Source organism: Paenibacillus pabuli NBRC 13638, from assembly GCF_001514495.1.
Classification (GTDB): domain Bacteria; phylum Bacillota; class Bacilli; order Paenibacillales; family Paenibacillaceae; genus Paenibacillus; species Paenibacillus pabuli.
Genome location: NZ_BCNM01000001.1, coordinates 720,617 through 737,103, shown reverse-complemented (window position 1 = coordinate 737,103; position 16,487 = coordinate 720,617). Strand labels below are relative to the sequence as shown.

At 47.5% G+C, this 16,487-nt stretch carries 13 protein-coding genes; 1 reads left to right on the top strand and 12 read right to left on the bottom strand.

Annotation, left to right across the window (positions count from 1 at the left end):
• Positions 1–3: 3 nt before the first annotated feature.
• From opp4C to PPA03S_RS02825, 5 genes are all read right to left on the bottom strand, one after another.
• Complete coding sequence (opp4C, locus tag PPA03S_RS02845) at positions 4–945, bottom strand: oligopeptide ABC transporter permease (RefSeq protein ID WP_062319583.1); 942 nt, start codon at positions 943–945, stop codon at positions 4–6.
• A 13-nt stretch (positions 946–958) separates the two neighbouring features.
• On the bottom strand, positions 959–1,915 hold the full coding sequence (locus PPA03S_RS02840) for an ABC transporter permease (protein WP_062319580.1): 957 nt from the start codon (positions 1,913–1,915) through the stop codon (positions 959–961).
• A gap of 99 nt (positions 1,916–2,014) precedes the next feature.
• Positions 2,015–3,739 carry an ABC transporter substrate-binding protein gene (locus PPA03S_RS02835; protein WP_062319578.1) on the bottom strand — a complete coding sequence of 575 codons (1,725 nt, stop codon included), beginning with the start codon at positions 3,737–3,739 and terminating at the stop codon, positions 2,015–2,017.
• Positions 3,740–4,063: 324 nt separating this feature from the next.
• Complete coding sequence (locus PPA03S_RS02830) at positions 4,064–4,972, bottom strand: ArsR/SmtB family transcription factor (RefSeq protein ID WP_245683496.1); 909 nt, start codon at positions 4,970–4,972, stop codon at positions 4,064–4,066.
• 160 nt (positions 4,973–5,132) lie between these two features.
• The gene (locus PPA03S_RS02825; RefSeq protein ID WP_062319576.1) at positions 5,133–6,449 is read right to left on the bottom strand and encodes a hemolysin family protein; all 1,317 of its coding nucleotides are present in this window, start codon (positions 6,447–6,449) and stop codon (positions 5,133–5,135) included.
• A gap of 381 nt (positions 6,450–6,830) precedes the next feature.
• Here PPA03S_RS02825 and PPA03S_RS02820 point away from each other — a divergent pair, with 381 nt between their 5' ends.
• Positions 6,831–8,687, top strand: a complete 1,857-nt coding sequence (locus tag PPA03S_RS02820; protein ID WP_217998911.1) for an alkaline phosphatase — start codon at positions 6,831–6,833, stop codon at positions 8,685–8,687.
• Positions 8,688–8,838: 151 nt separating this feature from the next.
• Here PPA03S_RS02820 and PPA03S_RS02815 read toward each other — a convergent pair whose 3' ends face one another.
• The 7 genes from PPA03S_RS02815 to PPA03S_RS34165 form a co-directional block, all read right to left on the bottom strand.
• The gene (locus tag PPA03S_RS02815) at positions 8,839–10,410 is read right to left on the bottom strand and encodes a sigma-70 family RNA polymerase sigma factor (RefSeq protein WP_062319574.1); all 1,572 of its coding nucleotides are present in this window, start codon (positions 10,408–10,410) and stop codon (positions 8,839–8,841) included.
• A gap of 192 nt (positions 10,411–10,602) precedes the next feature.
• Positions 10,603–11,121, bottom strand: a complete 519-nt coding sequence (gene gerQ, locus PPA03S_RS02810; RefSeq protein WP_157283907.1) for a spore coat protein GerQ — start codon at positions 11,119–11,121, stop codon at positions 10,603–10,605.
• Positions 11,122–11,139: 18 nt separating this feature from the next.
• Positions 11,140–11,562, bottom strand: a complete 423-nt coding sequence (locus PPA03S_RS02805) for a cell wall hydrolase (RefSeq protein ID WP_062319572.1) — start codon at positions 11,560–11,562, stop codon at positions 11,140–11,142.
• A 158-nt stretch (positions 11,563–11,720) separates the two neighbouring features.
• Positions 11,721–13,406 carry a hypothetical protein gene (locus PPA03S_RS02800; protein WP_245683495.1) on the bottom strand — a complete coding sequence of 562 codons (1,686 nt, stop codon included), beginning with the start codon at positions 13,404–13,406 and terminating at the stop codon, positions 11,721–11,723.
• Between the two features lie 203 nt (positions 13,407–13,609).
• Positions 13,610–14,359, bottom strand: coding sequence for an SDR family NAD(P)-dependent oxidoreductase (locus tag PPA03S_RS02795; protein WP_062319568.1), 750 nt, complete (start codon positions 14,357–14,359; stop codon positions 13,610–13,612).
• Between the two features lie 181 nt (positions 14,360–14,540).
• Positions 14,541–14,933, bottom strand: a complete 393-nt coding sequence (locus PPA03S_RS02790) for a DUF2500 domain-containing protein (RefSeq protein WP_062319566.1) — start codon at positions 14,931–14,933, stop codon at positions 14,541–14,543.
• Between the two features lie 159 nt (positions 14,934–15,092).
• Positions 15,093–16,148, bottom strand: a complete 1,056-nt coding sequence (locus PPA03S_RS34165; protein WP_281189009.1) for a collagen-like protein — start codon at positions 16,146–16,148, stop codon at positions 15,093–15,095.
• Positions 16,149–16,487: the final 339 nt, after the last annotated feature.

Genomic DNA, 16,487 nt, shown 5'->3' with positions numbered 1-16,487 from the left:
TGCTCACCTTCTCTTCTGTTTGGGATCTAATACGTCTCGAAGACCATCACCAAAAATGTTAATCGCAATAACGGTCACGAAAATGGACAGTCCTGGCGGAATCCATAACCACGGATGCTGTTGAAAATCAATCATGTTGTTGGCCGCATCGATCATATTGCCCCATGTAGGCGTTGGTGGCATGACACCCAGTCCAAAAAAGCTGAGCACCGATTCGCTGAGAATGGACCCTCCGATATTCAGAGTCGCCATGACGATGAGAAGCGGAACGATATTGGGCAGAAGATGGTGAAACAGTTTCCGTCGGTCACGCAAGCCAAGAACAACAGCAGCCTGCATGAATTCCCGCTCACGCAAGCTTAACATCTGTCCTCGTACCATTCGGGCCATACCGGGCCAGTTGACAAAGCTGAGCATCAGCATGACGATATACATTCTGGAATCTGGCGGAACTTTCCAATCCGATAACAACGCGCCGAAAATAAACAGCAGCGGCAGTCCGGGAATGGTAAGCAGCAAGTCGGCAATCCGCATAATGACCTGATCAACAATGCCGCGATAATATCCGGCGATGGCTCCAAGCAAGGAGCCGATAAAGACGGATAGAACCATGGAGGCCAGACCAACGGTGAGCGAGATACGGCCAGCCATCAGCACGCGGGTAAGCACATCCCTGCCGAGCGCATCCGTACCAAGCCAGTGATGAATGCTTGGACCTTGTTTCATTGCTGCCATATTGATCTTGTTATCGGTGTAAGGTGAGAACAGCGGTCCAATGAAACAGGCCACAAACATCAACAAAACCACGATGAATCCGCCAACGGCAAGTTTGTTTTTGAGCAGTCTTCGCAGCGACAATTTCCATAAAGAAGACTTGGCAGGAACCTTTAAAGGCAAGGCAGATTCTGGGGCATTTCTCGTTACAGACGATGAAGAGATTGTCATGTTCATAGCCCCCTTATTGCAAACGGACACGCGGATCGGCGATGTGATAGAGCACATCGGACAGCAGCGTTCCAATGACGGTCAGGATGGCGATGAACATGGTAAAGCCCATCAGCAGCGGATAATCCCGCAGGGAGAAGGACTGCATATATAACTGACCGATACCGGGCCAGCTGAATATTTTCTCAATGATCAATGAACCACCGAATAAGGATGGCAGCTCGAACCCAATCAGTGTAATCGCAGGCAGCAGAGCATTGCGCAAGGCATGGGTATATAACACTTTGCTTTCTTTTAATCCTTTGGCTCGTGCCGTTCGAATATAATCTTGTTTGATCACATCAATCATGTTGCTGCGGAAGTAACGGGTAAGTGAGCCTACCCCGAGCAGGGTCATGACAATTACAGGCAAGGTCATATGTTGAATTACCTCTTTAACATACGCCAGACCGATGGCATTACTTCCTGTGGTCATCATGCCGCCTGGAGGCAACCATTTTAAGTCAACCGCCAGCAGTTTAATCAAAAATAATCCGATAAAGAAGGATGGCACGGACATGGCGGCAAAGATGCCTATCATCACAAAGGTATCGAACCACGAATACTGCTTATAGGCAGCAATCACACCGATAATAACCGCGATGAACCAGGTCAGGAATGTGGTCACAGCAGCTAACAGGAATGAATTCCAGATATATTCGTTGAATAGCGCGAGCACTGGCTTTTGTTGTGCCAATGAATATCCGAAGTCTCCGTGTACAGCATTTTTCATCCAGATGAGGTACCGTTCGATAACCGACTTGTCCAGTCCATACAATTCGCGCAGTTCGGCCTTACGCTCAGGACTCAGTTTAATATTGCTGGAGATGTAGTCTCCAGGTGTAAGTGCATACAGGCTGAAAATCAGAACGGAGGCGGCCAGCAAAATAAGAACCATATATGTCATCCGTTTCACAATGTAAGTGCTCATATCAGGCTCCTTATCAATGCGTCCCTTGCATCTGCGATATCGCAAACGCAAGGGACGTTTTGTTTATTTCTCATTTATGCTCTTGATTCGTACGACCGCTTATTTCAGAGACCACTCCGGCAAGCTGGTTGCAATCCCCCGATATGGACTGACAGAGAGCCCATCGATCCGACCGTTATAGGCGTAGACTGTTTTTTTGTAACTGGTGAAAATGACAGGCAGCTCATCATTGAGCAACTGGTACAGCTCTTTGTATACTGCCTTGCGTTCCTCAATGTCTGTCGTAGCCAGGCCTTTGTTGAAAAGCTCTTTCACCTTGGGATTGTCGTACCCTTTCAGCTCACCATCCACAAATTGCAGTACCCCGTCCGCAGGATCCGTTAGCATCGCGGTGGAGAAGGAAGCCATGTCGTAATCGCCGCCCTCCACTTTGGAGACAAGCGAGTTGAAATCAGCGAAGACTTCAGGCTGGAACTGCACGCCAATCGCTTCAAAGTTTTCTTTGGCAACTGCAATGAAGATATCCGTGGCCGGACTTTTCGTTCCGAGGAAATGCAGGGACAACTTCTTCCCGTTTTTTTCACGGATGTCATCCGCTCCAGGCACCCAGCCAGCGTCGTCCAGCAATTGATTGGCTTTGTCCGGATCATAGGCGTATGGATTAATGCCTTCTTCCGTATATGACCAGGAAATAGGTGAAGTCGGAATGTTGGCAACAGCGCCTGCCCCCTGGTTAGCGTCCACATAGATGGACTGACGATCCAGGCCATACGTGATGGCTTGGCGTACTTCTTTTTCCTGAAGCTGTTCATGTTCCAGATTGAGCTGTAAATATCCGTATGTACTTGGTGTGTAAGGCAGAAGGTTGAGGTATGGGATATTTTTCAACTTATCAATATTCTCCTGAGTAGCCGTGAACGAAGTGAAGTCGATCTCTCCGGTCTCAATAAACTGCCAGGTGTCTCCTTCCGATGTTTTATATATGAAATGCTCCGTTTTCGGTTTGCCCTTGTAGTAGAATTCATTCGCAACGAATCGAACTTCCTGACCCGGAATGAACTTTTCAAGTTTGTAAGGGCCATTGCCTACAGGCGTGGCGTGAAGATTTTTAATGTATTCGAGCTTCCCGAATTGATAGTCTTTGCCGTAGTAGGCTTTGGACAATACTTCAGAGCCCAGTGTAAGCAATGCAGTCGCGTTTGGTTGCTCCAGAGTGACCGAGATCGTTAACGGATCAATGATCTTAATACCCTCAATGTGATCTGCCTTTCCTTCGGTATACGCTTTGCCACCTTTAACCTTGGTGGAGAAAATATCAAATCCACCGTCATACGACTTGTCGTGCAGAATGGTCCAGGTAAAAGCAACATCATCAGCGGTGAGCGGCGAGCCGTCACTGAACTTGGAATCTTTTCTCAGATGAAACGTGTATGTACGCTGATCGTCCGATACGTCCCAGCTTTCAGCCAGGTCCGCCACAGGCAGTCCTTTCTCATCCACAGTAACCAGCGAAGCAAAAAGCAATGAGGCAACGTTGCCATCATATCCGCTCTGGTGGAAGTACGGTGTGAAAGCCCCGCTGGGATCCGTAAGTCCCACAATAACCGTATCCGTCCGTTTTTTTGCGGTCTCAGGTAATTGATTCAGGTCCGTCGCCTGAAAGGGTGCATCCAGTGCTGCAGCAACCGGAGTCGCCTTTGTGCCCGAATTCGTTGTTCCACTTCCAGAAGAAGTGCTCTCTGTTCCTCCACTACCAGCACATGCAGATAACACAATTGCACTACTGATCATTAACGATGCCACAGATAAACCTTTCAATCTCATAAAATCCTCCCCAATTCATAAATAGTCCATATTTTTCTCGCTCAGCCGTTCCTAATTCCCGAAATAATTCAGAATATATATATAATTCCTATGAAATTAGTAAGGTATAAGTTCGATAAGCCCTATTATAAGAACCGCATTTGGTTCTGTAAATAGAGAACCACAAAAAAATATTTATATTAAACCCATTAATATCCACTTTAAAGCGATAAAATAGCCGTATGTTTAGTGCGGATTTCCTGAATAAATTTCAGTTCGACCACAACAAACATACGGCTGGATCAGAGGCAAACTTTTTTTCTAAAAACCACATTTTGATAAACGTTATTGCTCCAAATAATTCATGACATTCGGCAAAATTTGCTCCAGTGCATGAAGACGAAGTGAATACTCTACCAGGCTCTCTCCTTCAAAATGCGCATAGACCAATCCTGCTCCACGAAGCTTGGAAAGATGATCATGAGTAATTCCTTTGGAGAGCTTCAAGTGACGAACAATCTCTATAAACGAATGCGGTCCCTGATGCAGAAAACGCATGATTTTCAGTCTATTCTTCTCTCCTAAGCTGCGGATCACGCGTAAATGATGGGTCGGAATATACTCATGGTCTCCCATATACAATCTGGAGGAATAATGACACAGCAGGGTATCCCCAAAATGCAGGATGACATTTAACGGCTGAAAATGAAATTGTGGCACAAGCAGCAGTCTCTCCAGCCCTTTCATATCCCGGAACATCAACCCATTGGTCGCATCGTCGAGTACCTCTTTCTGGGGAGATTGATTTAACTGCTTCTTACGGTTCATAACCTCGTGGCGCTGATGTTGTAAGATTACGGGATCCAGCAAGCGAAAATATTGATCGTTCCATCCGGTCAAGACATAGGTCATCTTGGTCTGAAAGGCAGCGATATCATCCGTATAGGGGAAACTGTACCGGGCAAAAATGTCACGGAGCTCAAGCACTGTTCGTTGGCTGAACCATTCAATAAAATCTTCCGGCTCCTCAGCTTCCACTCGCAAACAGACAAGTAAATACATCCATTTCCAATCATCATCCACGTTCATATTTTGCAAAACAGCAGCAAGCTCAGGGGTTAGCTGCCCTTCTGTACCTTGCGCCCAAGCTATGGATAAATCAATCTTTTTATGCGATTTCCGGCAAATATATGTATGCAAACTGGCCATGAATTCAAATACAGGCGTAAATCCAAACTCAATGCGATAGCTCAATCTCAACCTCTCCTATCTTGCAAAGTCGTTCCATTATACCTTGTTTACAGCCGTGCGAGCTACGTTTATAGGGTAAACACAAAAAGCCGCACAGTGAATTAATCCACCGTACGGCCTTTCTATAGACCAGATCTCATTTCTCCATAAATAACACCTTGGATCAGGCCCCTTCGCCTTCTACCATCAGATCAAGCTTAATCACATTTACACGTGAAATCCGCTTATGCTCGGTCTCTTGAATAACAAAGACATAACCACCATACTCTACCGATTGCCCCACTTCTGGTGGGATGGCTTCTACTCTGGAGTATAACCAGCCGCCAATCGTGTCATAGTCTGCCCGGTCCATATCCAGACCAAAGCGCTCACTAACCTCTTCAATCAGCATGAGGCCGTCAATGGAGTATTCCATTTCATCCACTTTCTCAATCGCTGGCCGCTCTTGGTCAAATTCATCCTGAATCTCGCCTACAATCTCTTCCATGATGTCTTCAAGCGTCACAAGACCGGATGTGCCCCCGTATTCGTCAATCAGGATGGCAATCTGTGTCTTGCTGCGCTGCATCCGCTTGAGCAGGTCACTGATCGGGGTAGAATCGGGTACGGCGAGAATCGGCCGGATCACCGAGATTGTATCTGTAAGCTGAGACCGCATCAGGTCTTTGATGTGAATGAAACCGATAATATGATCTTTGTCACCGTTATAAACCGGATAACGGGTGCGCATGCTTTCACTGGCAATTTCCAAATTTTCCAGCATGGACTGATTGGCATTCAGGCAGATCATTTCCGTCCGCGGAATCATAATTTCACGGGCGGTCGTTGCCGTAAAATCAAATATATTATCAACAAGCGCCAATTCAGTATTGTCAATTAAACCGCTCTTATTGCTTTCTTTCATCAGAATGCGTATTTCATCTTCACTATGCGCCGAGTCATGCTCCGAGGCCGGTGCCATGCGAAACACTCTCAGCAGGCTGTTCGCCATTCCATTCAGGGCCCAGATAAAGGGATACATTAATTTGTAAAAGAACGTAAGCAGCGCCGCAGACCATAACGTAATCGTCTCTGATTTGCGGATGGCCATCGTCTTGGGAGCAAGTTCCCCGAGTACAATATGCAAAATCGTAATAATAATAAAAGCAATCGCAATGGAAATTCCGTGTACATATACCGGTCCCATTCCTAATGCAGTAAACATGGGCTCTAACAGGTGAGCAATCGCTGGCTCTCCCAGCCATCCGAGTCCAAGTGAAGCGAGCGTGATGCCCAATTGGCACGCGGATAGATAAGCATCTAGGTTGCGTACAATATTGGAAGCATACATCGCATTTTTATTGCCTGTTTCCACCAAAGCTTCAATCCGGCTGCCACGAACTTTGACCATCGCGAATTCTGCTGAGACAAAGAAACCATTCATCAATACAAGCAAAGCAATTAAAAATAAATTCAATATACTCGGTAAGGGGTCACTCAAATTATCATCCTATTCGCCGTCATTCTTCGGCAAATAGGTCCACCTCCTTCGAAAATGTAGGATATTTGCTATTCTGCCGCTCATATGCAGTTTCAATTTCCCAATGCGTTCACCTCCACCTTCTTCTGTCGAATAACAAGGATATGCTTCTTTTATTATATAATTCTACACTACACAGTCAATCCGTGTCCTATGACAACGAAATGATGCATACGGGCTATTTCGTTAACAAATGTACCGAATACGCTGTTTTTTTTACGTTTTACTAACAAATATATGCATCTTCTTACTTACGGTTTAACTTTTCTCTTACGCTCAGTTAATCATTCAGCTATATACTTCCAAATAGAACAACAATTTTCGATTCCGGAGGTATGTACATTGAAAAGCCATCATGCTATGAAATGGAATGCTCTACTACTCAGCGCGGCTGTTGCGATCACAGCAGTGCCTTGGCAGGCCAATGCTGAACCCGTATCTGCCCAGCACCAGACGGCCCCGGCCGCATTTACCATTTTACCTATCGATCGCGCTCAGATTCTGGCTGGCCAAAAGCTGGATTTTCGGGTTGAACTGAACGGTGCCAAGCTCCAATCGGGAGATATCAAAATCCAGGTTAATGGCTTGTCACCGGACAAATATTTTGGCAAATCCGGAACCTGGACAAGCAGCAGTGATCTGAGCACAGAATACACCATCCGGGATGTTACCTTCAAAGAGAGTGATTCCATCGTGGTAACCGCCGAAACAACGGCTACAGGCAAGCGTACATATTCGCGGGTCGTATACCAAGTGTTCAATCCTTCCAAAGACACGGCCATACTGACAAACGGTGAGCAAGCCAAAAATGTCGTTCTGATGATCGGCGATGGCATGAGTGCCAATATTCGCACCGCCGCTCGCGTTGTATCCAAGGGTATTCACGAAGGCAAATTCAATGGCTGGCTGGAGATGGAACAAATGGATGCCATGGGCATGGTCACCACGTCTGGCATGGATTCCATCGTTACCGATTCGGCCAATAGTGCTTCCGCATATGCAACCGGTCACAAAACGGCCGTCAATGCCGAGGGGGTCTACCCGGATAATACACCAGACCCTTTTGACGATCCGAAGGTGGAAAACATCGTTGAGCTGGTCAAGCGGACGCGTGGCATGGCTACTGGGCTTGTAACGACTGCGGATGTAACGGATGCGACGCCGGCTGCAATGGCTGTCCACACGCGTAAGCGTGGTGAGCAAGAAGCGATTGCCAGCATGTATTTGAATGAAGCCAATCGACCGGATGTTATTCTGGGCGGTGGACTGGAGTGGTTCCTTCCGGCGAAGGATGGTGGAAAACGCAAAGACGGACGCAATATTGTGGAGGAGTTCAAAAAAGAAGGTTATACCTACGTTACTGATGCAACGAATCTGGATAAGTCTGCCTCTACCAAATCATTGCTCGGTTTATTTCGCAAAGGCAACATGAACGTATATTATGACCGGGAATATACTCAGCCTAACAACAACGAAATTGTGGGCACGGATACCGATCAGCCAACGTTAATGGAAATGACCGACACAGCCCTTCAGGTGCTGGAACAGAACAAGAATGGATTTTTCCTGATGGTTGAAGGCGCATCGATTGATAAACAGGCTCATACCATGGATTTTGAACGCTCCGTATGGGATGCAATTGAATTCGATCAAACGGTGGGTCGGGTTAAGGAATATGCAAAGGAACACCCGGATACACTCGTGATCGTCACATCCGACCATGGTCATTCTCTTACCCTCAACGGAACATATAACACGGAAGCCGCCAAAGGTAAATCGGGCGACGAACTCCGTGAATTGATCGGTACCTATGCTGATTCCAAGTTCCCGACGTATGTGGATGCAAACGGGGATGGCTTCCCGGACAACCCGGATTCGGAGTGGAAGATTGCTGTCGGCTGGGGCAATATGCCGGACAATAATGAGGACTATCTTTCTAATCCGGTGCCAATCAGCCCTACCATTCAGGATCCTAATGTGAAGGACAAAACATGGTATATCGCTAACCCGGATAAAGATCCGGACGGTGTCCACTATACGGGTAACCTGCCTCATGATGAAGGCCAGGAAGTCCACACATTCGACGATGTACCAATCAATGCCTCAGGACCCGGGTCCCGCCTGTTCTCCGGTTATCTGGATAATACGGATGTGTTCCGCAAGATGGTAACTGCATTGAAATTGGATGCGTCCAAATAGAATAACGGTTGACTAACAAAAGAGTATCCTCGCTCATGTTGAGACATGGCAGGATACTCTTTTTACGCGATTTTATGAATAAGGTTTGAATAACGCCGATCTACGCTCAACTGTTTCTACTGCTTTATTCTGCCTCCGCTACGATCACTCTCTATAGGATCACTACGTTTTCTTTAACGGTGTCCCAGCGCCATGACGTGTTTTCCCCTTCCCCAATCTGAAGACCGCCAATCCATGATGTTTCTTTTCGTAACAGCGCCCAATCTGCTTCTCCGTTCAGCACCTGAATACCTAGTTTGGTCAGAGATAGGACACCGTTACGGAAATCGTCATGCTGCTGCTGGAAATCAGGAAAGGCTTGTACACCGCTCAATTGAAGTAAGGCATGAGGTTCCTCCGTCATTCTCTTCAGATGCGCCCAGTACTCCAGATCCCCCATCCCCAAGAGATGCAGCCTGTTTCCGACATGCTTGAATAATGGATAGGGGTGATCCACGCCCTCACTTACAGCCTCCAGTGTGGTTTGCTCAATGATGCTCAGTCCATTGAATACGGAAGGCAGACGGGACAGATGGGCCTTGAATGCAGCGTGTGCAAAAGGGAGCACGGATGCATTTTCCAGCAAATAGTCCTGGTGATCCTGAATGTCAGATGATGCATAAGCTGCCCAAAACTCGCTGCCAGCCTGGAGTTCCTCTGATTCCATGACATGCCAAGTACCTGACAATCGTCCTATTTGCGAAGGGGTAAGCTGTCCTAGTCCCCGAAAATGCTCAATATCCGGATAGGAATCAATGCATAACAGATTCAACTTCGTATCCTTTAGGTCCTGTTCCTTGAAATAATCCAGCAGGTATGAAAGCATCGACTGATCATAGAGGTCATACTCAAACCACAGAACGATCTCTTTGTATGGATGGAATGAGCTTAACCTCTGCTCCAGTTCTTTAATTTTCAAATATTCTGTCTGCGGAATATTCAAATGCTGCTCCAAATATGGTGCACGTGCACTTCGCGCCTTCTCATTCCTCATATTTCTCGTTATCGGTCCGAAGGTATACAGTTCTTTCCAGACCAAAATGTCACCTTGAATCCCGCTTTGTCTTAACCGGTCAGCCGCATGGTCACCATTCATAATGTGTAGCATTCCTTTTCCTCCTTCATATAGATCACTAAATACCGAGATGACGTCCGCCACAGGAAGTGATCTCCTGAGTCTGGACCTGGCATCATACAGGCGTTTCTTCAGTGCCGGAACGTTCACACCAAGGAACTCTGACATTTCCTTAAGTGAATAGCCCTGAAAATAAAACAAATCCACAGCAAGCTGCATGGAAGACGGTAAAATGGCAATTGACTCTCGTAAGAGACGACGGACCTCTCTTTTCAAAGCCTGTTCTTCAGGATTGTGAGCTTCATCCTCCTCCTGAATGAGATCCTGAATTTCCAGGACTGGAACGGTGGCATGCTGCTTACGCCTCATTTGACGGTAACATTGTCTTTCCACGATGACTTTGAACCACCCGGGAAAAGCATCGGGATTCTCCAGCTTCGACAGATTGGCAAAGGCCTCGGTGAACGCCTCTTGAACCACATCTTCGGCCAGGAATGTGTCCTCTAATTTTTGATAGGCTACTGCCTGTGCCATCCCACGAAAATGCTTCACCAGCTGTTCATAAGCCTCGGCTTCCCCCTGAATTGCTCCATCGATCCATGTCTTCAATATTGTCTGGCTCCTTCCTGTGCGCTTGCTGCATGATGTATTTATTTCTAAGTGCCCTGATTTGAGGAAAAGGTTACTTCTGTTAATGTTCTTTTTTTATTTGTTTATGCTCTATATCATAATATAGGAAAAGCTGCCCCGTTTGCAGAATAAGATCCGCATTCGAGACAGCCTGTGTATGGCCGTATTATATTATGTTCTCTTTTTCCCTACAGAATAGCGTCTGCTTGGTTGCTGCGGATAGTTCCCGATCACACCTGGATATTGATACAACAAAGGCTCATCGAATGTAGCGTAGTCGAGATTGACCATCAGCAGAATGATGCGTTTTCCGGTATTGGGATCACTGATAATGATATGGTCACGACCTGCTGCTTCCAGTATACCTTGGAAAATACGAGCATTCCACTCTTTGTTACCTTCATAAGTCATGTAGAACGTACCGAATTTACCGAGGTTCAGACGCAAAATGTTTTCAATGTAGGATTGTTCAAACTGCGGTGCAGTTGTTGTGACAACGCCACCTCCTGGCGTCATTGGACTGCCACTGGATACGAGTGGAGGTACACTTGTGGAGCTTGGTGAAACCATGCCTGGTGTTGGCGACATCGAAGGCATTCCGTTACCGATTTTGTAAGATGTTCCTTGAACTTGCGAGTTGGCCTGTTGACCCAGTGCCTGCGTTGTTGGTTGATATGGTTGGTTAATCATTGTAATTCCTCCCCAATTTTAATAAACTTCCGGACAGTCATCACCTGTCGGACTGAAGAAACAATGCGCCTTGAAACGGCCTGTATTTTGCTGGTTATACCACGTTGGTGGACAGTCGCCCACAGGTCGGAAGAACCAAAGGGAATTGCTGGCCGGCCAGATCCGTTCACCATTGATGACACGCTGCGCCAAGCGTATTTCCGATTGTCTTGCCCGTTGGTAGAAGTACCCTTTTTGCGTGGACTCAAAGCCACCGGGATTCTGAAAGACCATTCGATTAATGTCCCGAATATCGCCGAAGTCCAGGCAATCAACCAGCACCCGGTTTACACCCACATTGCCTACAAGCAGCATGCCTTGTTCGCCGTCACCTTCAGCCTCGGCCCTCATCAGCCTTGCGAGCAGCTTGACGTCTTCCGAGTTGGCTTTAATAACAGCCATATCCTGTTTCCTCCCTTGTTGAACCTCTTCTTCACCGTACATCGTATTGTGCAGACGCCCATTCGGTGACACAATTTCGCATTTTGGCGTAAAAAAAAGCCCGGAACCTCACTGCAGATGAAGTTCCGAGAAAAATGATTTCCTATATCCCCCACTATTCAGGGCTTGGCTTCAATCCAATAATCATAAGCATGGACGATATTGCCTTTATAGGCGTTATATTCACTTAAAAGATCTGGAAGGAGAGCCAGTTGACGTTCCATCTCCGCTGCTCCTTTATCATAAAATGAAATATGTTTCCCTTCAAAATTCTCCTTCATCTCCACCGAGATGAGCAGTTGTTTACCCAGACGATCAGCAATAGCCATCTCCTGACTGACAACGTTGGCGATACCATTGGAGCCCTCGGCAATGTTGCGGAAGGCCATCAGGGATACGTGATCCAGTGTCGTTATCATGTATTCACTGACAGACATGTCTCTTCCGGGTAACGGTAACGTATCGAGCCAAACAGCCAGATCTGCACTCGTTTCCAAATTGCTATCTTTTTTCGTCTCTTCCTGGAAATAAGCAATATTCGCAGCCCATTCGGTCAGCAGCATATCCCGATTATTTTCCCATTCCGGCAAGGTGTAGGGTTCAATATCAAGGTGAATCCCTTTGAACTGTTCATTTGGTTCAGATTCGGCATTATAATTTTTCACATAATCGATCAATCGCTGGATCCGTGGACGGTTTTCCTTTTTCCCCCAGATGGGATGGCCGCCCATGGCGTGAACCTCAATACCTTGAGCCTGAGCACGTTTCACAAAACTGCGGTAGCTGGAGTATGGTTGATCCAAATCAAGCCTGACATATAGCCAGTTAATTTTTTGTTCTTTCGCAAACTCCAGAATGTGATCTCCTCCATCATCCGTAACCTCAGAGGCCTGCCAGATATACGTACCCCGAATTCCTGGTTGATTGGCTGGATTCTCAGGCAAAGGCTGGTCATCCGGCTCCAGCTGTCCCCAATAGACAATGTCATGTACGGCCGAGCCTGCGTAGGAAGTGTGATCCGTGAATGCAGATGCTACTTCATTTATGACATTCTCCAGTTGTGTTGTACCTTTCCCGGCAAATGTGGTGAACTCTTCGCCAGGCATAGGCTTGGTGTTGACTCCAATGGTAACAGACACATTTCTGGCGTCAGCCCATATCATTTCTTGTTCAATCAAACGTATAATTCCATTGTTTCCTTGGGCGCTATCACGGTAAGCGAGCAGCGTAATATGATCAAATTGTCCGATAAACCAGTGTGACAATGACTCGTTATCCGCATCTTCAGCAGTTCTGCTGCCTGTCACGGTGTAAGAGTCCAACCAAAAAGGCAAGTCAATATTCAATTCGACTGCCCCAGTCTGTTTCACCTGTTCCAGCAATAGCTTCATATTGGCAACCCAGGATTGAACCAGCGGCTTGGCATCTTCTTTCCACTGTGGCAGTACATAAGGTTTGATATCCAGGTGTATGGCGTCAAATCGCTCATTCGGCTCGGCAGCCAGATTATAATTGCTGACCCAGGATGCCAGCTTGAGCATCGGTCCTTCACGACCCTTCACAGCCCATGACGGATCTCCGCCAAGAGCTTCCACGGCAATTCCAGCCTCGCTGGCTTTGGCGATAAATGTGTGATAGACCTCCTCTGACAGATTCATATCCACATTCACATATAGTCTGTTGATCTTATGTTTAGCTGCATTGTCCAGCAGCTCATCTCCTCCGTCACTGACAGACTTGGCCTGCCATACCCAGGCTGCTCGTATATCTGCATCAGCTTTTGCAGTAGATTCGAAGCCTGTCATTATAATCCCTCCAATCACCAATAATAGCCAAAACACCTTCCGGGATGGTTTCCCGAACATATTCTCCCTCCATTCCTGTACTGTGGTAAATCACATTCATTATAGCAACCGAGTTATCAAAAACAAATAAGCCCAAGTGCTTAACTTGGGCTTATTTCTGCTATGTTTTCAAAAGTTTACAATCGTCTGGAGAAATCCCGGTACTAGTCCTCATATATCATTTTTCGGGTCATGCCCCCATCAATAATCAGGTTGGTCCCTGTGACAAAGGTATTGCTTGGATCGGACAAATATAAACATGCGCGGGAGATATCCGAAGGAACACCTACACGTCCTGCTGGGTGCTGTTCATGGTCCTCCGGCTTCAGTTCCTCGACATTACCAGTCTCAATCCATCCCGGACTGATACAATTGACCCGAATTTGATCCTTGCCCAGGGAGACCGCCATTGCATGCGTCAACGCCACGATAGCGCCTTTGGATGCAGCGTAAGCCTCTGTTTCGGGCTCAGACATAAAGGCACGCGTAGAGGCCATGTTTACGATCGCTCCACCGTCTTCATTATGCTTCATATGTTTGGCCGCTTCCCTGCTTGCGAGAAAGCAGCTTCGCACATTCGTATTGAGTACATCGTCCCACTCTTCCAGGGTTAGCTCATAGGGCGACTTCCATCTCGCAACCCCTGCATTGTTGACCAATATATCAATCCGCTTGAATTCCTCTATCGCAGTCTGGATGAGATTCGAAATATCCTTTTCCTTGCGAACGTCACACGGGACAAAGATGGCCTCACCGCCTTCATTGCGAATGGAAGCTGCTGCTGCAGCCCCCTCGGCTTCCTGATAGTCGGCAAGTACGACTTTAGCCCCTGCAACCGCATAGGCCTCAGCCACACTCCGTCCGATACCCTGAGCGGCTCCCGTTACAACCACGACTTGATCAGTAAATGACATCTTTATTACCTCCTCTATGGGGATGGTCCTTCATCACATAAGTCGACATACAACTCGCTGAATACGACCATAGAATGAATAAAGTCTCTTCTTATATAGAAACACGTTAACCCTATTAAGAAACGCTTGTCCACAAAAGATACAAAAAAAGCTTACGCCACAGTGGCGCAAGCCAGCCGGCTTATCCGCGTACACGCTCTGAATACAAACGATTGTAGCGTTCAAAGCCTACATAACGCGTTCCCTTGAAAGAGAGTCGACCTTCATCTCCCTCGGCGCACAAGCCGTACTCATCACCATTCACTTTGAATTCGAGACGGTCCCCGCTCTCTACTTCAAAAGTGATGTAATAAAGCGTACGGGCTGTGCTTCCTGGTTCGGAGTGCGACTGACTCATCTGCATTCTCCTGCTGGTAATTCGTGAAGGTACAGTTAGGAGCGGCTCCGAGTTGTTTCGCCCCCACCTCCATACTTCCTTCCCAACCGACAAGAGAACAATACCTATAATCAGGACAAATACTACCGGAAAGACGGTTCCAAAAAAATCAAACATCCAGGATGATTCAATGCCCATGTCTCTCCCCTCCGTTCATCAAACCTAGGACAGCCGGAGTCTTGACCCGTCTCCTGTAATATATATGCGCATGAACAGGGAACTTGTTATTGGGATTGAAATTGAATGGGAGAGCATGGCAGATCTAAGTAGATCCCAGACAAACAATATAGCTTCCGATTATGCTAATTGTGTGATGACAAGATGTGCTGATACTGGTCGTGTTCCGCCTGCAAGCGGTGTAATCGTTAATGCCGTTGAATTACCGGCAGGGTTCCGTACGGTCAGGATTGAATTAATAACGGTCGTTTGTACTAAGGCTACCCCTACAATCTGAGACGTTCCTGTTGCTCTGCCAACAACGGTGGGAGCCAGATCAGCGCCATTGAGGGTTAGAATAAGTTGACCGGCTTCATTTATGCTCACTTGAAACAGCACCTGATAAGTGCCTATTGCTGCTAGATTGAATGAGCTAGGTCCTGTTCGAGTAATTGTTGTTCCGCTCGTAGGGCCATCTTGCGGAAAACTTACATCCGTGCCCGGAGCAACCGTTGCAGCATTGTCTGGAGGCATCAGCGCAAAGAAATCAGCAAATCCCAGAACGCCCCCGGCTACACCTGTAGCTCCAGTGGCACCCGTGGCACCCGCTGGACCTGCCACTCCGGCAGCGCCTGTCACTCCGGTAGGCCCCGCTGGACCTGCCGCTCCTGCAACACCCGTGGCTCCGGTGGCTCCCGCTGGACCTGCTGGACCAGCTGCTCCTGCCACCCCGGCTGGCCCCGCTGGACCCGTGGCCCCTGCGGCTCCGGCCGGACCTGCCGCTCCTGCAGCACCCGTGGCCCCAGTCGCACCGGGAAAGCCTTGCGGTCCAATGGCTCCAACTGGACCCGGCACACCCTGCGGCCCTTGTGGACCCACAAGTCCTTGTTCCCCAGGAATACCCTGCACGCCCATGGGTCCGGCTGGGCCAGCCAGTCCCTGTGGACCCATGGCTCCCGCTGGTCCAGGTTGACCTTGTGGTCCTTGTGGACCTGGAGGGCCTCCGGCAGGCCCCTGAACTCCGGCAGGCCCTCGAGCTCCGGGTGGCCCTTGTACCCCTTGTACCCCTTGTTGGCCCTGAATCCCCTGTGCTCCCTGAATACCTTGTGGTCCTGTTGGACCAGTAACCGTAGGCGTAATAATTTTCACTTTAGATGGCGGACATTTTACCTGAACTAATTTCTTTGCCACCTTCATTTTGCAATTTTTTCTTTTAGATTTGCAAGGATAGACCGTTACCTTTTTTCTCTTAGATCGCTTCTTCTCTTCTGAACTGCTCATCGTGTGGACACCTCCCTATAGACATAGTTTAACGTACGTATGTGGTTAGTTTGGTGTATGGACGAAAAACCATATTCAACTAAACTACAACCTATATTTAGGAAAAAGAGGCTATTTACATGGTAGAGTAGCCCTTTATTTGCATGATTCCCCTGCCCTTAACCATTTAGTTTCATTGGATATCCAGGTAAATATATGAACTACTATTATAAAAACTTAAAATACCAAAAAAAGAAACGCCCCCATTTGGAGTCG